General features: G+C 66.9%; 22 protein-coding genes and 1 pseudogene. 13 read left to right on the forward strand and 10 right to left on the reverse strand.

The genetic code is table 11. From position 1 onward, the window contains the following. Positions 1-59: 59 nt before the first annotated feature. Together QP164_RS10230 and ruvX are read left to right on the forward strand one after the other, a co-directional pair. Positions 60-1166: a DUF3089 domain-containing protein gene (locus QP164_RS10230; protein WP_333923056.1), complete on the forward strand. Its 1107-nt coding sequence runs from the start codon at positions 60-62 to the stop codon at positions 1164-1166. Beyond that, complete coding sequence (gene ruvX, locus QP164_RS10235) at positions 1163-1630, forward strand: Holliday junction resolvase RuvX (protein WP_060524389.1); 468 nt, start codon at positions 1163-1165, stop codon at positions 1628-1630. The genes QP164_RS10230 and ruvX overlap by 4 nt, the downstream gene beginning before the upstream one ends. Positions 1631-1673: 43 nt before the next feature. On the opposite strand, the gene QP164_RS10240 is transcribed toward ruvX, so the two are convergent. Beyond that, the gene (locus QP164_RS10240) at positions 1674-3179 is read right to left on the reverse strand and encodes a hypothetical protein (protein ID WP_333923057.1); all 1506 of its coding nucleotides are present in this window, start codon (positions 3177-3179) and stop codon (positions 1674-1676) included. Positions 3180-3297: 118 nt separating this feature from the next. On the opposite strand from QP164_RS10240, the gene QP164_RS10245 reads away from it, so the two are divergent. Continuing rightward, positions 3298-4284 carry an aspartate carbamoyltransferase catalytic subunit gene (locus QP164_RS10245; RefSeq protein WP_333923058.1) on the forward strand — a complete coding sequence of 329 codons (987 nt, stop codon included), beginning with the start codon at positions 3298-3300 and terminating at the stop codon, positions 4282-4284. Further along, positions 4281-5501 (forward strand): dihydroorotase, encoded by a 1221-nt coding sequence (locus QP164_RS10250; protein ID WP_333923059.1) that lies wholly within the window; start codon positions 4281-4283, stop codon positions 5499-5501. Before QP164_RS10245 ends, QP164_RS10250 begins: the two co-directional genes overlap by 4 nt. Positions 5502-5700: 199 nt before the next feature. Here QP164_RS10250 and QP164_RS10255 read toward each other — a convergent pair whose 3' ends face one another. The 4 genes and pseudogenes from QP164_RS10255 to QP164_RS10270 all read right to left on the reverse strand — a co-directional run bounded on the left by QP164_RS10255 (position 5701) and on the right by QP164_RS10270 (position 8193). After that, positions 5701-6489, reverse strand: coding sequence for an SPOR domain-containing protein (locus tag QP164_RS10255; RefSeq protein ID WP_333923060.1), 789 nt, complete (start codon positions 6487-6489; stop codon positions 5701-5703). Between the two features lie 35 nt (positions 6490-6524). Then, entirely contained in the window at positions 6525-7019 is a 495-nt protein-coding gene (locus QP164_RS10260; protein WP_333923061.1) for a tetratricopeptide repeat protein, read from the reverse strand. A gap of 16 nt (positions 7020-7035) precedes the next feature. Continuing rightward, a complete protein-coding gene (locus tag QP164_RS10265) occupies positions 7036-7491 on the reverse strand; it encodes a hypothetical protein (RefSeq protein ID WP_333923062.1) in 456 nt (151 codons plus the stop codon). A gap of 1 nt (position 7492) precedes the next feature. Next, a pseudogene (locus tag QP164_RS10270) lies at positions 7493-8193 on the reverse strand (AAA family ATPase). A gap of 177 nt (positions 8194-8370) precedes the next feature. On the opposite strand from QP164_RS10270, the gene QP164_RS10275 reads away from it, so the two are divergent. From QP164_RS10275 to QP164_RS10285, 3 genes are all read left to right on the forward strand, one after another. Continuing rightward, positions 8371-9387, forward strand: a complete 1017-nt coding sequence (locus QP164_RS10275; protein WP_333923063.1) for an SPOR domain-containing protein — start codon at positions 8371-8373, stop codon at positions 9385-9387. A 57-nt stretch (positions 9388-9444) separates the two neighbouring features. Then, the gene (locus tag QP164_RS10280) at positions 9445-9654 is read left to right on the forward strand and encodes a hypothetical protein (RefSeq protein ID WP_132741422.1); all 210 of its coding nucleotides are present in this window, start codon (positions 9445-9447) and stop codon (positions 9652-9654) included. Between the two features lie 100 nt (positions 9655-9754). Then, positions 9755-10234 (forward strand): hypothetical protein, encoded by a 480-nt coding sequence (locus QP164_RS10285; RefSeq protein WP_333923064.1) that lies wholly within the window; start codon positions 9755-9757, stop codon positions 10232-10234. Between the two features lie 150 nt (positions 10235-10384). Here the strand turns inward: QP164_RS10285 and serB are convergent, their stop codons facing one another. Beyond that, a complete protein-coding gene (serB, locus tag QP164_RS10290; protein ID WP_333923065.1) occupies positions 10385-11266 on the reverse strand; it encodes a phosphoserine phosphatase SerB in 882 nt (293 codons plus the stop codon). Between serB and miaA the strand changes: the two genes are divergently transcribed. The 6 genes from miaA to leuA all read left to right on the forward strand — a co-directional run bounded on the left by miaA (position 11259) and on the right by leuA (position 18574). After that, complete coding sequence (gene miaA / locus QP164_RS10295; RefSeq protein ID WP_333923066.1) at positions 11259-12206, forward strand: tRNA (adenosine(37)-N6)-dimethylallyltransferase MiaA; 948 nt, start codon at positions 11259-11261, stop codon at positions 12204-12206. The two genes, serB and miaA, sit on opposite strands and share 8 nt — an antisense overlap. Positions 12207-12288: 82 nt before the next feature. Continuing rightward, positions 12289-14037, forward strand: coding sequence for an acetolactate synthase 3 large subunit (locus tag QP164_RS10300; RefSeq protein WP_107954978.1), 1749 nt, complete (start codon positions 12289-12291; stop codon positions 14035-14037). A 1-nt stretch (position 14038) separates the two neighbouring features. Beyond that, entirely contained in the window at positions 14039-14554 is a 516-nt protein-coding gene (gene ilvN / locus QP164_RS10305) for an acetolactate synthase small subunit (RefSeq protein ID WP_333923067.1), read from the forward strand. Positions 14555-14645: 91 nt separating this feature from the next. Continuing rightward, on the forward strand, positions 14646-15665 hold the full coding sequence (gene ilvC, locus QP164_RS10310; RefSeq protein WP_333923068.1) for a ketol-acid reductoisomerase: 1020 nt from the start codon (positions 14646-14648) through the stop codon (positions 15663-15665). A 450-nt stretch (positions 15666-16115) separates the two neighbouring features. Beyond that, positions 16116-16721: a YceI family protein gene (locus tag QP164_RS10315; RefSeq protein ID WP_333923069.1), complete on the forward strand. Its 606-nt coding sequence runs from the start codon at positions 16116-16118 to the stop codon at positions 16719-16721. Positions 16722-16915: 194 nt separating this feature from the next. Beyond that, a complete protein-coding gene (gene leuA / locus QP164_RS10320; RefSeq protein WP_333923070.1) occupies positions 16916-18574 on the forward strand; it encodes a 2-isopropylmalate synthase in 1659 nt (552 codons plus the stop codon). Between the two features lie 44 nt (positions 18575-18618). Here the strand turns inward: leuA and QP164_RS10325 are convergent, their stop codons facing one another. The 4 genes from QP164_RS10325 to folE form a co-directional block, all read right to left on the reverse strand. Next, positions 18619-19296, reverse strand: coding sequence for a type 1 glutamine amidotransferase domain-containing protein (locus QP164_RS10325; protein ID WP_333923071.1), 678 nt, complete (start codon positions 19294-19296; stop codon positions 18619-18621). 107 nt (positions 19297-19403) lie between these two features. Beyond that, a complete protein-coding gene (locus QP164_RS10330) occupies positions 19404-19760 on the reverse strand; it encodes a dihydroneopterin aldolase (protein ID WP_333923072.1) in 357 nt (118 codons plus the stop codon). After that, positions 19753-20511, reverse strand: coding sequence for an SDR family NAD(P)-dependent oxidoreductase (locus tag QP164_RS10335; protein WP_333923073.1), 759 nt, complete (start codon positions 20509-20511; stop codon positions 19753-19755). The genes QP164_RS10330 and QP164_RS10335 overlap by 8 nt, the downstream gene beginning before the upstream one ends. Then, complete coding sequence (gene folE / locus QP164_RS10340) at positions 20511-21149, reverse strand: GTP cyclohydrolase I FolE (protein WP_435368409.1); 639 nt, start codon at positions 21147-21149, stop codon at positions 20511-20513. Before folE ends, QP164_RS10335 begins: the two co-directional genes overlap by 1 nt. Between the last annotated feature and the right edge of the window lie 192 nt (positions 21150-21341).

The raw sequence follows: 21341 nt of genomic DNA on the forward strand, positions 1-21341 counted from the left end.
GTTGCAACCTTCCCCCGCATACGGCACGGGAGCGACACCGCCTGCACGGAAGGTCCCGCTTGGCCCGCAAGTTTCTCTATTTCGTCGCCGCGATGATCGTCCTCGCGATCGCCGCATTGCTCGCCTATCGCCTCTACGGGACGGAGTTGATCCGGATCGCGATGGTCCCGCGCGAGACGTTCCAGGCGCAACGCGAGGCCCCGCGCAACATCTATGCGCGAAAGATCATGTGGCTCGCCCGCCCCGACGCGCCGGGCAACCCCGCGCTCTGGACGCCGCCCGGCTTCACCCCCGGCCAGCCCGGCACCGGCGCGGCGATCTTCTTTATCCACCCGACCTCGTACATCAACCGCGACCATTGGAACGCGCCGATCGACAATCCCGAGACCAACGCGCGGGCGGAACTGTTTCTGCGCGGCCAGGCGAGCGCGTTCAACGAGGCCGGCGACATCTGGGCACCACGCTACCGCCAGGCGACGTTCGGCGCGTTCCTGACCAGCGTCGCCGAAAGCGAACGCGCGCTGGCACTCGCCTATGGCGACGTCTCCGCCGCATTCGACCGCTTTCTCAAGGAAGCAGGCCCGACCCGCCCGATCATCCTCGCCGGGCATAGCCAGGGCGCATTGCACCTCACCCGCCTGCTCCGCGACCGGATCGCCACCGACCCGAAGCTGAAGGCGCGGATCGTCGCGGCCTACGTCGTCGGCTGGCCCGTCTCGCGCACGACCGACTTGCCGAAGATGGGCCTCGCCGAATGCCGCGCGGCGGACCAGACCGGCTGCATACTGTCGTGGGAAAGCTTTGCCGAGCCCGCAGATCCGTCGTTGATCGTCGACACCTACGACCAGACCACCGGTTTCGACGGACAGCCGCGGAAAGCCACGCCGATGGTCTGCACCAACCCGCTGACCGGCACCGCCGACGCGACCGCGCCCGCCACTGCCAATCTCGGCACACTCGTTCCCTCCACCGACCTCAAGACCGCGACGATGGCGATCGGCAGCGTCCCCGCCCGCTGTGCCGACCGCGGCTTCCTGCTGATCGGCGAGGGCCCGAACCTCGGGCCGTATGTGCTGCCCGGCAACAACTACCACGTCTACGACTACAGCCTGTTCTGGGCGAACATCCGCGCCGACGCCAACCGCCGCCTGAAGGCTTTCAAATGATCACGCTCTCCGCCGCGCAGTTCCGCGATGCGCTCCCGAACGGCGGCCGGCTGATCGGCCTCGACGTTGGCACCAAGACGATCGGCACTGCGCTCTGCGACGCCGGCTGGTCGTTCGCGAGCCCCGCGCTCCTGATCCGCCGCACCAAGTTCCAGAAGGACAAGGCCGCGCTCGCCGAGATCATCAAGGCGCAGGCGGTCGTCGGCCTCGTCATCGGCCTGCCGATCAACCTCGACGGCAGCGAGAGCCCGCGCTCGCAATCGACGCGCGCGTTCGCACAGAACCTCAAGGACATGGGCCTTCCGATCCTGCTTCAGGACGAACGCTGGTCGACCGTCGCGGTCACCCGCACGCTGATCGAACAGGACGCGAGTCGCGCCAAACGCGCCGAACTCGTCGACAAGATGGCCGCCGCCTACATCCTGCAAGGCGCGATCGATGCGCTGGTGACCGCGCAGATCTAGCGGCGCTCGACCCGGTAGAGCGCCGATCCGCCGTTGGTCCAGATCAGCGTAAGGTCGACCGCTTTGGCCGCACCGGGGGAAAGCCGATCGTCCAGACGTACGAGAACGCGGTGCGGGGAAACCGCGCTATCGCTGTGTCGAAGTCCGATCCGAACGTTCGGCACACTTTTGGCAACACGATCTGCGAGGGATCGGCGAGGTACGGCGCGGCCTGCACGTAACGGATGCGCAAGAGTTGCTGCCCCTCCAACGCCCATTGTGCATTGGTGAAGACGTCGCGGCGGACGATCGCCATGCCCGGCAGCGCGTCGCGGCGGAGGTCGGACCACGTGTTGCCACACGGCCGCTGGACCAGCGAGAGGACGGTCGCACCGCGCGGGATGTGCACGACGGCTGCGAGTTCGCGCTCCTGTTCGGTCGCTCGCTCACCGAAACTGACGGTCGTGCCGACCAGCCTCGCGATCAGGAATGCTGTGCCCGCTACCGCCAGCATCGTCGCAAATCGGGTATGGCCCGGCGACGGCACGATTGCGATCACGGCCAGCATCAGTACGGCAGGGGCCATCCGCATATCGACATACGCGCCCCCCATCATCAGTCGCGGCAAGATCGCGAACGCCGCCAGGCATGCAAGCGCCGGCCACCCGAGCAGTGCTGAGAAGCCGAGCCGCGGGCTCCGCGTGGCAACATACAACAACGCGGCGAAGGGCATGAGCGACGCGATGTCGAACAGCTGCCAACGATCTCGCAGGATCGACAGTACCCAGAGCATCTTGGCTGTCCCGTCGAACCAATCGACGGCCCCCAGACCGATCGTCCCGGTCCCGGCGGGCGCGAGCGACGCCGCCACGATCATGACGATCAACGGAATTGCCAGCGGCAGGCAGCGCACCGCCACCGTTCCAAGCGCCGGGAGCCACGGTCGCCGATCGCCCCGCAATCGCGCCAGTTCCGCTGACGCCGCCATCAGCCCTAACATGCCCCAGCCGAAGCTGTGCGCGACCCAAACCAGGATCGCGATCGGCACGCTCACGATCGTCCGCAGCACCAGACGATCCTGTCGCCCAAGCCGTATCCACAACGCGAGAGCACAGAAAGCCAGCGCCTGCGACAGCGCGAAATTGACAAAGCCGAACTGGAACGGCCACGCATAGGCAAGCGGCAGCGCAAAGATTGCGGTCGGCGGTACGCGCCCGTGCACCTCGCGTGCTGTCCATAAAAGTCCGGCAACGGTCAGCATCGGGATCGTGATCACCGCCAGCTTGGTCGCCGGTTCGAGGTCAACCAGGCGTGCCAATGCCGGTACCAGCAGGTCCATCCCGAGGTTGGGTATCAGCGCCCAGTGGTACGCGTAGTAGCGCTGGAGATCGGGCGCGGTGGGAAACGCCATTGCGATATGCCATCGCCCCATATGCCCTGGCAGATCGGCGAGCGGAGGGAGCGCCGGCCACGCCAGCGGCACCGCGGACAGCAGAACGAGCGCCACCGCGAACGTGCGCGTTTCCCACCATCGAAGCGCCGTCGTGGTTGCCGTGTCGTCCTGCATCATGCCCCCTGCCGCGCCCCGATGTTACACAGCCCTACTAAATTCGGGTTAACCATGCGGCATGGCGGGTCGACGCCGCGACGCTTGCCCCCGCCCCCGTGCGCACTATCCCGCGGTTTTAATGCGAACCTCAGATCACCGCCCCGCCGCCCTCATCGAAGGCGGCGCCGTCTTCCCGCACCGGCATCTCACCGGCATCGACGGGCTCCAGCCGCACGAGATCGCGTTCCTGCTCGACGAGGCGGAGACGTGGGTCGGCGCGAACCGGACGCACGCGACGCCCGACAAACGCTTGGCCGGCCTCACCCAGATCAACGCGTTCTTCGAGAATTCGACGCGGACGCTGCTGTCGTTCGAGATCGCGGGCAAGCGGCTCGGCGCCGACGTCGTCAACATGCACGCCGCGCAGTCGAGCGTAAAGAAGGGCGAGACGCTGATCGATACCGCGATGACGCTCAACGCGATGCGCGCGGACGTGATCGTGATCCGGCACATGTCGTCGGGCGCGGTGCGGTTGATCGCGGACAAGGTGGACTGCCCGGTGCTCAACGCTGGCGATGGGCGGCACGAGCACCCCACCCAGGCGCTGCTCGATGCGCTGACGATCCGGCGGCGGAAGGGCTCGATCGCAGGGCAGCGGGTCGTGATCTGCGGCGATCTTCTGCACAGCCGCGTCGCGCGCTCGAACATCCTGGCGCTCACTGCGCTTGCCGCGGAGGTCCGCGTCTGCGCGCCCTCGACACTGATGCCGCCGATGATCGAGCGGACGGGGGTCACCGCGTTTACCGATTTCGACAAGGCGCTGGAGGGTGCGGACGTGGTGATGATGCTCCGGCTCCAGAACGAGCGGATGGACGGGGCTTACGTGCCGTCGACGCGCGAATACAGGCTGCGCTACGGCCTGACGCTCGACCGGCTGGCGAAAGCGGCGCCCGATGCGCTGGTGATGCACCCCGGCCCGATGAACCGAGGCGTCGAGATCGACTCGGCGGTGGCGGATCACGCCCGCTCGGCGATCACCGAGCAGGTCGAGATGGGGGTCGCGGTCCGCATGGCCTGCCTCGACGTGCTGACACGAAGAGCGCGCGGCGTGGAGGGTTGGGCATGATCCTGGCCCTTACCAACGCGACGCTCGCCTGTTCCGTCGGCGGCGTGACGAAGGGAAATGTGCTGGTCCGCGACGGCGTGATCGTTGCGACCGGGATCGTCGACATTCCCTCGGATGCGGACATCGTCGACTGCGCGGGCAAGACCGTGGCACCCGGGATCGTCGATCTCGGCGTGGCCAAGGTCGACCGTGCCGCGTTCCGCGCCGGCGGGATCGTGCGGATCGGCCTCATGCCAGATCAGTCTCCGGTGCTCGACGACCCCGGCATCGTCCAGCGTGCTGCGCTGATCGGCAAGCCCGACCTGTGGATCCACCCGATCGCCGCCGCCACGCGCGGGCTCGAAGGCCATGACCTTGCCGAGATGGCGATCTGCCTGTCGGCAGGCGCAAAGGCGGTCGGCACGGGGAAGCACTGGATCGCCGATAGTGGCGTGATGCGGCGCGTGCTCGCCTATGCGCGCGATCTCGACGTGACGGTGATCGCGCATGCCGAGGATGGCGGCCTCACCGCTGGCGCGGTCGCGACTGAAGGCGAGACCGCCACGCGGCTCGGTCTCCCCGCCGCGCCGGCTGTTGCCGAGGCGCTAGCGATCGCACGCGACCTGATGCTCGCCGAGGATACCGGCGCGCGGATCCACATCCGCCAGGTGACCACGGCGGCCGGGTTCGACCTGATCCGCGCGGCAAAGCGTCGCGGCGTGTCGGTGACATGCGGGATCACGCCGGCGCATCTGCATCTGTCGGAGATCGCGGTCAGTGATTTCCGATCGTTCGCGCTGCTCTCGCCGCCGCTTCGCGCGGAGAGCGACCGGCAGGCGGCGCTGGCGGCGATCGCGGACGGGACGATCGATGTGCTGTGTTCGGGTCACGAACCGCGCGGGCCGGAGGAGAAACGGCTGCCGTTCACGGACTCGAGCAGCGGGATGGCGGGCGCGGAGACGCTGCTGCCGCTCGCGCTGATGCTGGTGCGTGACGAGCATCTGACGCTGGAACGGCTGTTCGCGCTGCTGGCGCGCAATCCGGCGCGGGTGCTGGGGCTCGATACGGGTACGCTCGAGGTGGGCAAGCCTGCCGACCTGATGCTGTTCGATGGCCAAGCCCCGTGGCAGATCGTCGGGGAGGCGTTCAAGGCCGAGGCGGGGAATACGCCGTTCGACGGGCTGCCGGTGCAGGGCCGCGTGCTGCGATTGTGGAAGGGTGGCCGCGAGGTTCGCTAGTACTGCCACCCGATCACTACCGCATCACCACCACCCCGGCGGAGGCCGGGGCCCAGTTGGAAAGGTTGTCGTGACGGAGCGCCGCCCTCAGTTAGCGACGTTCCCCAACTGGGCCCCGGCCTCCGCCGGGGTGGCACTTATTCCGCCGGGGTGGCGTTTATTTCGCCGGGTCGCACTTATGGTGCGGGTGGGAGCCCCCTTACCGCGAGGCCAACTGCATCCCAGGCTTGCGCAACCACTGCGCCATCGCATCGCCCGCGCCCATCCGGACGAAGCACGCCCCGCCCTTGGCGCGGTACTGCCGGCACATCGAATGCGCCGCAGGCCGGCTGAACCCGCCGACCGACAGCCGGTAGAAATCCTCGCCATCCGCTTTGAAAGTCATGCCGTTGGGCGTGTAGCCCGCGAGCACCGCGAACCGCTTGGCCGCACGCCCCCACGCATCGCGCGCGACGCCCGCGCTGTCGAACGCACCGAGCTGCACATACCAATGGCCGGTCACCGGCGCCTTTACCTGATACGCCGCGCTAGCCATGCCCCGGCTCGATGGCGCGGACGCCGAGGCGACCTTGATCGGGCCACCGGCCGGACGGAGCATCATCGCCGGCAATGCCTGAACGACCTCCTGCCGCGGCCCGAACGACACCTTCGCAAAGCCTGCGACCGGCGCAACGGTTGGCACGGCAGCAACCTCGACCGGTGCCTCAACCACCACCGGATCGACCGCCGCGAGCGCCTGTGCGGGCGCGCCCGGCACCACCGGGGCAGGCGCGTTCAGCGCCAGCGCGACCGGCTGCCCCGCATCGGACACCGCCCGCACGCCGAGCAGGCTCGCCACCTGATCCGACGCGTTGGCGGGCTGCGCGAACGCCGCCCATTGTTCGAGCCGCGCATCGACGTCGGCGGGCGCCATGTCCGCCGCCGCGACCACGCGCGCCTCCTGCCAGCGCCCCGCCAGCGCAAAGCTCAACGCCAAATTCTGCCGCACCTTCGCGTTCGCCTCGGGCGACCGCGCGGTTTCGGTCAGCAGCGCGATCCCCCCGCGGTATCGCCCGCGAGCGACAGCGCCAGCCCGCGATCGGGCGCGGGGATGATCGCCGCGTGCGTCGCCAGCGTCTGCCGTGCCGCCTGCCAGTCGCCCGTCGCCACCTGTGCCAGCGCGAGGTTGAGCGCTGCCTTGCCGTTGGTCGGCGACAACTGCAATGTATCCGCGAACGCCTGCGACGCCGACGCGAACCGCCCGCCCTGCAGATAGCTCTGGCCGAGCAGCATGCGATAGTCCGCCGATTGCGGCATCAGCGCCACCGCACCCTCCGCAAAGCCGATCGCCGCCGGACCGTCGCGTTTGGCGAGCGCGGTCTGCGCCCTGCCCGCATCCGTCGCCGCGCCCTTCGACGCCAGCGCCGTGCTGCGATCGCTGGCCGAGGCTATGCCGCCACCATTGGCCGCGCAGCCGACCATGGTGCCGCCGAGCATGAGGGCGGAAATGCTGCCGAGGAGAAGTGCGCGCGTGGTCATCGGGATAATCCCTGTTTCAACGTTTTGGCGTGGCCGGCGGCAGCTGCGCGACGAGCGCATCCACCTCCGGCAAGGTCTGGAGAAAGGCATCGAGAGCGAGCGTGACGAGATGTTGCGACGACGATCCGGTGACCGCACTCGCCAACCGCAGCCGGAGGTGCCGATCGGTATCGAGCCGCAACGTGAACGCGGCCTTCGCGCCCTTCGTCCTGGCGAGAGTCTCACGGCCGATCCGCGCGGCGGTGGCGTTCGAGACCGACGCGACCGCAACCGGACGCTCGATCTCGACCTTCAACGCCTCGCGCGCGACCAGCACCGACGGCACGGCCGAGCCCATGTCGTTCCAGCCGAGATCGTCGCCCGCGTCATCGGCCGGCGCATTCAGATCCTGCGGCCGCATCGCCGGACGCGCGTCGCCCTTGCGCGCCAACAGCGACGACGACAGCGCGGCGCGTGGTTTGGGCTGGGCCATCTCAGCCGACACCTCGGCGGCCGAAGCCAGCCGCGACACGCTGCCCCGCGGCAGCCGGCACGCTGAACACGGTACGACGGAAATTCTTCTCGAGCCGGTCGCAGACATAGCTCCACAGCGCCTCGATCTCGGCGGTCGAGCGGGTATTCCCGTCGAGCTCCATCACCGTCCGCCCGTCGATCATCGAGACGGCGAAGTCGGTGCGCTGATGGACGATCACCGGCGCCACCGTGCCGTGCTGCGACAGCGCCAGCGTCGCGTCGGCGATGATCCGCGCTTTGGGTGTGGCCGCGTTGACGACGAAGATCAGCGGCTTGCCGGCGCGGGCGCACATGTCCACCGTGGCGCCGACAGCGCGCAGGTCGTGTGGGCTCGGCCGCGTCGGCACGACGATCAGCTCGGCGACCTGGATCACGCTCTGGATCGCCATCGTGATCGCCGGCGGCGTATCGATCATCGCCAGCTTGAAGCCCTGCTGGCGGAGAATTTCGAGATCGGCGGCGAGCCGCGCGACGGTGGTCTGCGCGAAGGCAGGCTCCTCGGCGGTGCGTTCGTTCCACCAGTCGGACAGCGAGCCCTGCGGGTCGATGTCGATCAGCACCACCGGACCATGGCCCGCACGCTCCGCCTGGACGGCGAGATGACCCGTCAAGGTCGTCTTCCCCGACCCCCTTTCTGCGATGCGAACGCCAGAACGCGCATAATCTGCCTGATCCCCCGATAGTCGCAGCCGGCATGGCAGGCGCGGGTCAAGAAGCGGTTAACAGCGCGTCATAATGGGGTTGATCCGAGCGAAATCGGTCGGAAATCACCCGTACGCCCTTTGCCTAACGCGGCGAACGGCGGCATGGTAGCGATGAGTCGATATGGGGTAGAGCGATGACGGTTGGGCGTAAGCTTTTGGTGGGTGCGATCGCACTGAGCGGCGTGTTCGCCGCCGTCCCCGCCTTTGCCGATGTGAAGGCCGGCGTCGACGCCTGGGGCAAGGGCGATTACGCGCGGGCCGTCGGCGAGTGGCGACCGCTCGCGATCGCCGGCGATGCCGACGCGCAGTTCAACCTCGCACAGGCGTACAAGCTGGGCCGCGGCGTGCCGCTCGATCCCGGCCTCGCCGAAAGCTGGTTCCGCAAGGCGGCCTTGCAGGGGCATCTCCAGGCCGGCGACAATTACGGCCTTGCGCTGTTCCAGGCGGGGAAGAAGACCGATGCGCTGCCCTGGCTCGAAAAGTCGGTCGCACGCGGCGAACCGCGGACCCAGCTGGTGCTCGGCACGATGCTGTTCAACGGCGATGGTGTGCCGCGCGATTTCCCCCGCGCCTATGCGCTGATGACGCGCGCTTCGGCGTCCGGGTTGCAGTCCGCCTCGCAGACACTGGCGCAGATGGACCAGTACATTTCGCCCGCCGACCGCGAGAAGGGCACCGCGCTGGCGCAGCAATATGCGTTGCAGGCACCGCCCGCCGCCCCGTCGCAATCAACCGTCGGAGCGACCAGCGCACGGAACGACGTACCGGCGTCGCGGGTGGCCGAGACGCCGCGGCCTACGCGCTCGGCATCGAGTTCGCCGCCTGCCCGCGGTCCCGCGCCGACGCGTGAACCCGCGGCCAAGCCGACGCCGAAACCCGCGCCGGTAAAGGCGGTTGCGGCAAAGCCCGCGCCAAAGCCTGCGCCGGTCAAGGCTACGGGCAATTGGCGCGTCCAGCTCGGTGCGTTCCGCGATCAGGGCAATGCCGAGACGCAGTGGAACAAGGTTCGCGGCAAACTGCGTGGCGCGCAGCCTTTCTACACGAAGGCGGGCACCGTGACGCGGCTCCAGGCCGGCGGCTTTGCATCGAAGGCGGACGCGACGCGCGCCTGCTCGGCGGCGGGCGTGCCCTGCGTGATCGTCGCGCCCTGATCTGAGGGACCCAAACGCGGTGATACGCATGACGATACTCATGACGGGGATATGCGAATGTTCTTTCTGACCCTGGCGTTACTGTCGGCGCCATCGACCTGCACCGAGATCAAGCAGCAATGCCGCGCGTGCCCGACCGAGGGCAGCCTCAAGGGGTGTTCGACGGTTGGCATCGCCTGCCAGCCGACGCGGCGAGTGTGCGAACCCGCTACGCCTGCAAAAGCCGTGGTACGCCCGGATCGCGGCGCCGACAAACGGTCGCATTGATCGACCGCGGTGCCGTCGTTGCGAGGGCGGGACCTGGCGCGGCAGGGATCAATTACCCGGACCGGTCGTTTCGTTTCGACATCGACCGGGAGCTAGATGAATGATTAAGACCTTGGCGCTGGCATTTGCCGGCGCAACGCTGTTGGCCGCGTGTTCTGGCGAGCCGCCTGCAACTACCAATAGCGATACGATGACGGAAAACGGCGTGTCGTTGCGCAATCTGGCCGAGACCGAAGTGGCGGTGCCAAAGCCCGAACAATTGACGGTCAAGGGCCGGCTGATCCCTACCCCGTCCGATCCGACGTCGCGCCACTTCCTGTTGCGCGAGCGGAAAGCCGTAGGCGGAACGATCATCGCGATCCTGCGGCAAGAGCATGAGGGCAAGGTCGCCTATGCGCGCACCGAGACGGATTGCGGCAAGCGCCTGTTCCATGTCCTCGGTGTCGGCCCGAACCGCGCACTGGTCGAGACCAACGTAGCGCATGACGGCCCGCTGCGCCCGATCAAGGGCCTGCCGTTGCGCGAGGAACTTGCGACGTATGTGTGCAACGCGAGCGGTACGCCGTTGGCGAAGGGGTGAAACGACTAATTGGCGGCCAGACACGGCGGCTGATTGGAAGCGTCGACCTCTGTTTACCCCGTCATCCTGGGCTCGACCCAGGATCCAGAGCCAAGCAGCGTAGCCTTTCTGGCTCTGGATCCTGACTTTCGTCAGGATGACGGGATTTGATCAGTCCAACACCCAATGCCACCGCGCGATGCCTTGTGCGTACAGCAGCGCCGTCAGATCCCCATGATCGATCCGCGCGGCGGCTGCCGCAGCCACAATCGGTTTGGCGTGATACGCCACCCCAAGTCCCGCCGCCTCGATCATCGCCAGATCGTTCGCGCCGTCACCGACCGCGAGTGATTCCTCCACCGCGATCCCCCGCTCGGCGATCGCGGCGTGCAGCGTCGTCAGCTTCGTATTCGACCCGACGATCGGCTTGGTCACCGTCCCCGTCAGCATGCCACCGTCGATCTCAAGCACGTTGGCGATCGCGCGATGGAACCCGATCTCCTTCGCCACTGGCTCCGCGAACCGCGTGAAGCCGCCCGACACCAGCACCGCCAGAGCGCCCCTTGCGCGCATCGTCCGCACCAGCGCCTTCGCGCCAGGCATGATCTTCACGCGTTCGGCCAGGCAGCGCTCGATGTCGCTTTCCGCCAGCCCCTTCAGCAGCGCCACGCGGGCGTCGAGCGCCGCTTCGAAATCGAGTTCGCCGCGCATCGCGCGTTCGGTGATCTCAGCGATCTGCGGCTTGATCCCAGCATAGTCGGCGAGTTCATCGATGCATTCGACGGTGATCATCGTCGAGTCCATGTCGGCGACCAGCAGTGTCTTGGTGCGCGTCACGCTCGACTGCACGACCACGTCCGCCCCCGCGAAAGCGCCCTCTAGCGCACCCCGAGCTGCATCCGGCGCCATCCCGAAGATCAGGTCCGCCGCGTCACCCTCGTCGATCCAGCCGCTCGCACCCGGTGCGCAGCCGGCGTCGCGCAGGCGGTCCATCGCAGTCGAAATATCGCCTGCGGTCAGCGTGCCCGAGGCTATAAGCGTTGCCGTGAACATACCTATCTCCCAATCAACGGGCGCTCTCCCGAAGGTCGCGCTCATCGCAGGGCCGACCGCGAGCGGCAAGTCCGCGCTCGCGCTGGCCGTAGCCGCCCGCCACGACGGCGTCGTCATCAACGCCGACTCCGCGCAGGTCTATGCCGACCTCCGCATCCTCACCGCGCGCCCGTCCGCGGAAGAAGAGGCCAGCACCCCGCACCGGCTCTTCGGTCACGTAGATGCCGCCGATGCGAGCTACTCCGCCGCGCGCTGGGCCGCCGAGGCGACGCAGGCGATCCACGATACGCTGGCCGAGGGGAAACTGCCGATCCTGGTCGGCGGCACCGGGCTCTATATCCGCACCTTGCTCGACGGGATTGCCCCCGTCCCCGCGATCGACCCGGCCCTCCGCGAAGACATCCGCGCCCTACCCGTGGCGGAAGCGCACGCCGCGCTCGCGCAACTCGATCCGCAAGCCGCCGCCAAGCTCAACGCAGCCGACACCACCCGCGTCGCCCGCGCGCTAGAAGTCGTCCGCGGCACCGGCCGCACGCTCGCCGACTGGCAGACCGAAAAGATCGGCGGGATCGGCGACACGATCGACGTCCGCGCGCTGATCCTGATCCCCGACCGCGACTGGCTTAACGCGCGCATCGACCAGCGTTTTGCCGCGATGGCCGACACCAGCCGCGAGGAAATCGCCGCGCTTCTCGCCCGCGCCGACATTCCGCAGGACGCCCCGATCCGCCGCGCGATCGGCGTTCCCGAGATCGCCGCGCTCGTCCGCGGCGAGACCTCGAAACCCGACGCGATCGCCGCCGGATCGCTCGCCACGCGCCGCTATGCCAAGCGCCAATACACATGGCTCCGACATCAGCCGCCCGCCGCCTGGCCCCGCACCGAAGCGCTCGATCTCCCAACGCGCCTGCAGCAATTTGAAACTATATTGCTCAAATGATGTTTGACACGCATCTTTTATACCGGTAGCCGGCCCCTCCACGAGACGCTAAAGGCAGCGTTCTCGCAAAGGATGATATGAAATGACCGAGAAGAGTGGAGCCGATATCCTGATCGAGGCGCTGTGCGATCTCGGCGTGGAGGTCGTCTTCGGCTATCCGGGTGGCGCCGTGCTGCCGATCTACGACGCGTTGTTTCGCAGCGGCCGGATCAAACACATTCTGGTGCGCCACGAACAGGCGGCGACGCATGCGGCCGAAGGTTACGCCCGCTCGACCGGCAAGCCCGGCGTGGTGCTCGTCACCTCGGGTCCGGGCGCGACCAACGCGGTCACCGGGATCACCGACGCGCTGATGGATTCGATCCCGATGGTTGTGATCACCGGCCAGGTGCCGACCGCTTTGATCGGCACGGACGCGTTCCAGGAGGCCGATACCGTCGGCATCACGCGCCACTGCTCGAAGCACAACTACCTCGTGAAGGATCCCGCCAAGCTCGGCGACGTGATCCACGAGGCGTTCCACATCGCCACCTCGGGTCGTCCGGGGCCGGTGGTCGTCGATATCCCCAAGGACGTGCAGGTCGCGACCGCGCGCTACAAGAAGCCCGGCCCGATACAGCACAAGACCTATCGCCCGCAGGTGAAGGCCGACCAGTCGCAGATCGAGCAGCTCGTCGACATGCTCGCCGCGGCCGAACGCCCGATCCTGTACACCGGCGGCGGCATCATCAATTCGGGTCCGGCCGCGAGCCAGTTGCTGTGCGAACTCGTCCGTATCACCGGCGCGCCGGTGACGTCGACGCTGATGGGCCTAGGCGCCTATCCCGCATCGGGGCCGCAGTGGCTCGGCATGCTCGGGATGCACGGCACGTACGAGGCCAACATGGCGATGAACCAGGCCGACCTCGTCGTCGCGCTCGGCTCGCGCTTCGACGACCGCGTGACGGGGCGCTTGGACGCGTTCAGCCCGAACTCGCGCAAAGTGCATATCGATATCGATCGCTCGTCAGTGAACAAGACGGTGCGCGTCGATCTCGGGATCATCGCGGATGTCGGCCATGCGCTCGAGGACATGGTGCGGATCTGGAAGAGCCGCCAGCATCCCAAGCCCGACACCACCGACTGGCAGCGGCGGATCGCCGGCTGGCGCGCGGTGAAGTGTCTCGATTTCCCCGAGAACGATCCGACCGAGATCATGCCGCAACGCGCGATCCGGGCGCTGTTCGACGCCACGCACGCGCGTTCGCCGATCATCACGACCGAGGTCGGCCAGCACCAGATGTGGGCGGCGCAGCATTTCGGGTTCGAGAAGCCGAACAAGTGGCTGACCAGCGGTGGTCTCGGCACGATGGGGTACGGCCTGCCCGCCGCGATCGGCGCGCAGCTCGGCAACCCGAACGCGCTGGTGATCGACATCGCCGGCGAGGCGTCGATCCAGATGAACATCCAGGAGCTTGCGACCGCGTCGCAATACCGGTTGCCGGTGAAGATCTTCATCCTCAACAACCAGTATATGGGTATGGTCCGCCAGTGGCAGGAGCTCACCTATGAGAGCCGCTATGCCGAAAGCTATTCGGATTCGCTGCCCGATTTCGTCAAGCTCGGCGAGGCGTATGGCTGGAAGGGCATCCTGATCGAGACGCGCGACCAGCTCGACAGCGGGATCGCCGAGATGCTGGCGTATGACGGCCCGGTGATCGTCGATTGCCGCGTGTCGCAGCTGACCAACTGCTTCCCGATGATCCCGTCGGGGGCGGCGCATACCGACATGATCCTGCAGGCGAACGAAGTGTCCGGCACGATGGACGACGAAGCGAAGGCGCTGGTTTAAGATGCACATTCCCCAGGAAAAGGCCGAGCGGCACACGCTCGCCGTCATCGTCGACAACGAACCGGGCATCCTCGCCCGGATCGCCGGCCTGTTCACCGCGCGCGGCTATAATATCGAGAGCCTGACGGTGTCGGAGATCACTGCCGACAAGTCGGTCAGCCGGATCACCATCGTCACCAGCGCGTCGCCGGCGACGATGGAGCAGATCATCGCCCAGCTCGACCGGCTGGTGCCGGTGCACAAGGTCACCGACCTCACGGCACAGGGCGCGCACGTCGAGCGCGAGCTCGCGCTGGTGAAGGTCCGCGGCACCGGCGACCACCGGATCGAAGCGCTGCGCCTCGCCGACGTCTACCGGGCGCGCGTCGTCGATGCGACGACGTCGAGCTTCGTGTTCGAGGTCACCGGCGGGATCGACAAGATCGACAAGTTCGTCGAACTCATGGGTGAAGTCGGTCTGATCGAAGTCGCCCGAACCGGCATCGTCGCGATCGCCCGCGGCAAAGAGCCGGCTTAACCACCACAAGTTTTGTTCTCCCGCGAAGGCGGGAGCCCAGTCTGGACCTCCGCCTTCGCGGAGGGACACACCTTATCGAAAGGACCATCCAATGCGTGTCTATTACGATCGCGACGCCGACCTGAACCTCATCACCGACAAGAAGATCGCGATCGTCGGTTACGGCTCGCAGGGCCATGCGCATGCGCAGAACCTCCGCGATTCGGGCGTCAAGGACGTCGCGATCGCGCTCCGCGAAGGCTCGGCCACCGCAAAGAAGGCGATCGAGGCCGGCTTCGCGGTCAAGTCGAACAAGGAAGCCGCAGCCTGGGCCGACATCGTCATGATCCTCGCCCCGGACGAGCATCAGGCGGCGATCTACGCTGCCGACCTGCACGACAACCTCAAGCAGGGTGCGACGATCGCCTTTGCCCACGGCCTCAACGTGCATTTCGGCCTGATCGAGCCGCGCGGCGATCTCGACGTCATCATGATCGCGCCCAAGGGCCCCGGCCACACCGTGCGCAGCGAATATGTCCGCGGCGGCGGCGTCCCCTGCCTGATCGCGATCGACCAGGACAAGTCGGGCAACGCACACGACATCGCGCTCGCCTATGCATCGGGCGTCGGCGGCGGTCGCTCGGGTATCATCGAGACCAACTTCCGCGAGGAATGCGAGACCGACCTGTTCGGCGAGCAGGCCGTGCTGTGCGGCGGCATCACCCACCTGATCCAGGCCGGGTTCGAGACGCTGGTCGAGGCCGGCTACGCGCCCGAGATGGCGTATTTCGAGTGCCTCCACGAGACCAAGCTGATCGTCGACCTGCTGTACGAGGGCGGCATCGCCAACATGCGCTATTCGATCTCGAACACCGCCGAGTATGGCGACATCACGACCGGGCCGCGGATCATCACGTCGGAGACCAAGGCCGAGATGAAGCGCGTGTTGGCCGACATCCAGTCGGGCCGGTTCGTGAAGAACTTTATCCTGGATAACCGTGCAGGGCAGCCGGAACTGAAGGCGGCACGCAAGCAGGCGCTGGCGCATCCGATCGAGAAGATCGGGTCGGAATTGCGCGGTATGATGCCCTGGATCGGCAAGAATGCGCTGGTTGATAAGGCGAAGAACTGACGCGAGCGCGCGCTAGCGCGTGAGCGCGGCCGGCACGACGGAGCCTGCCCATAGGGCACGGCTTCGCCGGGTCCGACGGGCTGGCGTTCCCGCGGACTCCACACCACCCCGGCGAAGGCCGGGGCCCAATTGGAAAGGTTCGAGTAACGGAACGCTGTCTTCCGTTAGCGACGTCCCCCAATTGGGCCCCGGCCTTCGCCGGGGTGGTGGTGTAAGGTAAGGGCGTTCTCCCTTACTGTTCCCTCGCGAACGCGGGGGTCAGGATCTCGGGCGGTGATCGGGGTTTAGCTGGGCCCCCGCGTCCGCGGGGGAACGAGCGCTTGCGATGCACTCTACCGGGAGCGCGAGCACGCCCCCACCGACCCAATTCCGAAACACAGCGTTGGCATAAGGTCGTTTGACGCGCCCCCTCCGCTGGGCCAGCATCGCGCGTCAAACAGGAGACCCCGCATGCGCCTAGTCCTAGCCACGATCCTCGCCCTCACCGCCGCGCCCGTTCTCGCGCAGACCGCAGGCGTCCCCGGCGCCCCCGTCAAGGCGCGCGTCGCCGCCGGCACCTACGCGGTCGACCCGAACCACACGCAGGTCACGTGGGCCGTCAACCACATGGGCTTCTCGATGCTCGAAGGGCAGCTCGGCGCGTCGGGGGGCAGCATCACGATCGATCCCGCCAAGCCCAACGCGACCAAGGTCGAAGTGAACTTCGCGATCGACCAGCTTTCGGTCACCGCGGCACCGTTCGCGGGCCATCTGAAGTCGAAGGACTTCTTCGATGCCGCGACCTACCCGACCGCCAAGTTCGTCTCGACCAAGGTCGTCGCGACCGGCGACAAGGCGACGATCACCGGCGACCTCACGCTCAAGGGCGTCACCAAGCCGGTCGTGCTCCAGGCGACCTTCATCGGCGCGGGCGCGAACCCGATGAACAAGAAACTCAACTTCGGTTTCCGCGCGACGACCTCGATCAAGCGCAGCGACTTCAACCTGGGCGCCTATGCCCCGGTGGTGTCGGACAAGGTCGATCTGACGATCAACGCGGCCTTCTCGGCGCAATAATCTGTCGAAATTCCTATCGCGCTGGACACGGCACGTGTCCGCGCGATAGGACGGCATCAATGACGCATGGTCGCCTCCTGCTGCTTCGACTTACGCGCCCTTAGGCGCGCCGATCGTTTGCGCGGTGGCCATGCCCCGCGCCTCGCGCCTAAGGGCTGACCCGAACGCTCCCGACGACACGAGAGACACGAGCCATGCTGCGCGACCCATCGACCAAATACCGCCCCTTCCCCCAAGTCGACCTGCCCGACCGCCAATGGCCGTCGAAGACCATCGTCAAGCCACCGCGCTGGCTCTCGACCGATCTGCGCGACGGCAACCAGGCGCTGATCGACCCGATGGACGCGGAGAAGAAGACGCGGTTCTTCGACCTGCTGTGCAAGGTCGGGCTGAAGGAGATCGAGGTCGGTTTCCCCAGCGCGGGCGCGACCGAGTTCGACTTCATTTCTGGCCTCGTAAAGACCGGCCGCATCCCGGACGACGTCTCGATCCAGGTGCTGACCCAGTCGCGCCGTGACCTGATCGAGACGAGCTTCGCCAGCCTGGTCGGCGCGAAGACCGCGATCGTGCATCTGTATAATGCGGTGTCGCCCGCGTGGCGCAAGATCGTGTTCGGGATGGACCGCGCACAGGTGAAGCAGATCGCGATCGACGGCGCCAAGGTGCTGCGCGACGAAGCCGCCAAGCAGCCGAACGTCCGCTGGCAGTTCGAATACAGCCCCGAGACCTTTTCGACCGCCGAACTCGATTTCTCGCTGGAAGTTTGCGAGGCGGTGATGGACGTCCTGATGCCGACGCCCGAGAACCCGATCATCTTCAACCTGCCCGCCACGGTCGAGTGCGCGACGCCGAACATCTATGCCGACCAGATCGAGTGGTTCGGCCGCAACATCCGCAACCGCGACGCGGTGGCGATCTCGCTGCACACGCATAACGACCGCGGCACCGGCGTCGCGGCGGCGGAGCTCGGCATGATGGCGGGCGCGGACCGGGTCGAGGGCTGCCTGCTCGGCAATGGCGAGCGCACCGGCAATTGCGATCTCGTGACCGTCGCGCTCAACATGTACACGCAAGGCGTCGATCCTAAGCTCGACCTGTCGGACATCGACGGCGTCGTGAACACGGTCAATTACTGCACCAACATCCCCGTCCACCCGCGCACGCCCTATGCCGGCGACCTCGTGTTCACCGCGTTCTCGGGGTCGCATCAGGACGCGATCAAGAAGGGGTTCGCGGCGCAGGAGGCGAAGAACGACACGCTGTGGGAGGTGCCGTATCTGCCGATCGACCCCGCCGATCTCGGTCGCAGCTACGAGGCGGTGATCCGCGTGAACTCGCAATCCGGCAAGGGCGGCGTCGCCTGGGTGATCGAGCAGGACAAGGGGCTGAAGCTGCCCAAGCGGTTGCAGGCGGACTTCAGCCGCCACGTCCAGGCCTATGCCGACGAGACCAGCCGCGAGCTGAATGCGGCCGACATCTGGGGCCTGTTCGAACGGACCTACATGCCGCAGGCCGACGACCGCGTGGAGTTGCGCGACTACGAGGAGAGCGGCGCCTCGGGGCAGCGCGTCTTCATCGGTCGTGTCGCGATCGACGGCGAGGAGCGGTCGATCTCGGGGCGCGGCAACGGGCTGATCTCGGGCGTGATCGCGGCGATCGCGGAGTCGACCGGGCCGACGCTCGACGTGGTGGATTACAACGAGCATGCGATCGGCCACGGCGCCGACGCGCAGGCGGCGGCGTATGTCGAATGCCGGACCGCGGAGGGCAAGACGGTGTTCGGCGTCGGCATGGACACCGACATCGCCACCGCCTCGGTCCGCGCCGTCCTGAGCGCCGCCAACCGCGCCTGACCTTACAAAGGACGGCCACCGGCTGAACCGGTGGCCGTTTCTTCTTAAGCCAGCTTCGCCAGCAGCGCCTGCGCCGCCTTTTCCGACGACGCCGGGTTCTGGCCGGTGATCAGCAGGCCGTCCTCGACGACGTGTACGCCCCAATCGGCGGTCTTCGAATAATTGCCGCCCTGCTGCCCGAGCATGTCCTCGACCAGGAACGGCACGATGTCGCTAAGCCCGACCGCTGATTCCTCGCTGTTGGTGAAGCCGGTGACCGTCTTGCCCTTGACGAGCGGCGTGCCATCCGCAGCCTTCACGTCGCGCAGCACGCCGGGCGCATGGCAGACCAGCGCGACCGGCTTGCCCGCACCGATCGTGTCCTCAATCAACGCGATCGAGGCCGGATCGTTGGCGAGATCCCAGAGCGGCCCGTGCCCGCCCGGATAGAACACCGCGTCGTAATCGGCGATCCGCATATCGGACAGCTTGCGCGTATCGGCGAGTGCGGCGGTCGCCTCGGCATCCGCCTCGAACCGCCGCGTCGCGTCGGTCTGCGCGTCGGGCTTGGCGCTGCTCGGATCGAGCGGTGGCTGGCCACCCGCCGGCGACGCGAGCGTGATGTCCACGCCGGCGTCCTTGAACACGTAATAGGGCGCGGCGAGTTCCTCGAGCCAGAACCCGGTCTTGCGGCCGGTATCGCCGAGATCGGCATGCGAGGTGAGGACGACGAGAATTTTCAAAATTGGTCTCCGGATCGGGGATTACGGGGAGAGAACGATCCGGCTCTAAGATCGGGGCCTTACGCGTGTGAAACGAAATGCGCCCGATCGTGGGACTATCGCCCCGGCTAAATCCCTCGTTCCCGCACAATCCGGCACCCGATCGCCGCATCTGGATAGACGTCGGTCTTCATCGTCTCGATCTCGACCCGCCTCACCCGCTCATCGCTCAGGCAGAGCGCGGCGATCGCCTCGCAGAGCGTCTCCTGCAACTTGAACGGGCGCTCCGCGACCATCGCCAGGATCCCCGTGCGGACGAAGTCGTAATCGAGCACCTCCTCGATCGCATCCTCGCCGAGCGGGCCCGGATACACGACCGTCATCTCGACCGAGACGACCACGCGTTGCGGCGCGACCTCGTGCGGGTGGATGCCAAGCCGCATCATGACCTCGAGCCCGTCGAGGATCGTCGTAAACTCAGCCATTGCGCCCCTCAAACATCACGTCGCTATCGCGCGTCAGAAATCGCTGCCCGCAATCGACGAACACATTCTGCCCCGTCACGCCCTTCGCGGTCAGCAGCCACGCGACCGCGTCCGCGACCGCCTCCGCGCCGACCGGTCGCCGGAGCAAATTGTCGCTCGCCACCGCCGCGAATTCTTCCTCGGTCTGGTCGCCGCTCGGCAACGTCAGCCCCGGCGACACAGCATTCACCGCGATCCGCGGCCCGAGCGCCTGCGCGAGCATGGTCGTGGCACCCTCCAGCGCGATCTTCCCGCAGCTATAAGAGAAGAAATCGGGGTTCAGGTTCGCCACCTTCTGGTCGAGCACGTTGACCACTGCGCCATTCGCAACATCGTCCTGCGATACCAGCGCGGAGGCCAGCAGCACCGGTGCGCCACAATTGATCGCACCAAGCTCCGCGAATAGCACCGGGTCGACGCTGGGCGGCCGATCGAACTCGAACCGCGAGGCGCAGTTCACCAGCCCGTCGATCGGTCCGCCGATCGCAGCCCGCGCCTTCGCGAACAGGTCGCCGATCGCGCCAAGGTCGCTCAGGTCGCCCGCCACCGCAGCAGCACGCCCGCCCTCACCGACGATCTCCGCCACCAGCGCTTCCGCCTCGTCCCGCGAATGCCCTTGGTGCACGATCACCGCATGCCCGTCCGCCGCGAGCCGCCGAACGATCGCCGCACCCAGCCGCTTCGCCCCGCCCGTCACCAGGACGGTGCGCATCAAACGCCACGCCCCATCAAGGCCAGCACTTCCTTGCGGCTGCGCTCGTCGTCGCGGAACACGCCCATCATCCGGCTCGTGACCATCGTCACCCCCGGCGTGCGGACGCCGCGCGCGGTCATGCAGGCATGGCTCGCCTCGATCACCACCGCGACGCCCTGCGGTTTGAGATTGTCCCAGATGCAGTCCGCCACTTCCGCGGTCAGCCGCTCCTGCACCTGCAACCGCCGCGCGAACCCGTGCAGCACGCGCGCGAGCTTCGAAATGCCGACAACATGGTTGCGCGGCAGGTAGGCGATGTGTGCCTTGCCGATGATCGGCGCCATGTGATGCTCGCAGTGGGACTGGAACGGGATGTCCTTCAGCAGCACGATCTCGTCATAGCCGCCGACTTCCTCGAACACGCGGTCGAGGTGCTTGGCCGGATCGTCGCCATAGCCCGCGCAATATTCCTTCCACGCACGTGCAACACGACGCGGCGTATCGAGCAGCCCCTCACGGGTTGGATCGTCGCCTGCCCAGCGGATCAGCGTACGGATCGCCGACGCTACGTCTTCGGGCACATTCAGCTTGCCGTCGGGACCAACCCCGTCCTCCGCAGCCGCCGGCCCCTCGGGGCCGCCCATTTCATCCCGCATCGCAACACCCTTTGTCAGCATACCCAAACATCAGAACATGGGTCTTCTTTTGCAACTGTTTCATTTCGGCCACTTGGCATAAATCCCGGTTTTCAGGGGACGAAAAAGCGTTGACGGTTGATTTAAATCGTCGTTACCTCGCCATACCTGAAAAACTAAATCGTGAATCGGCATAGACCGGCACGATCGGGG

The sequence above is a fragment of the Sphingomonas sp. LR59 genome (assembly GCF_036855945.1).
Lineage (GTDB): Bacteria > Pseudomonadota > Alphaproteobacteria > Sphingomonadales > Sphingomonadaceae > Sphingomonas.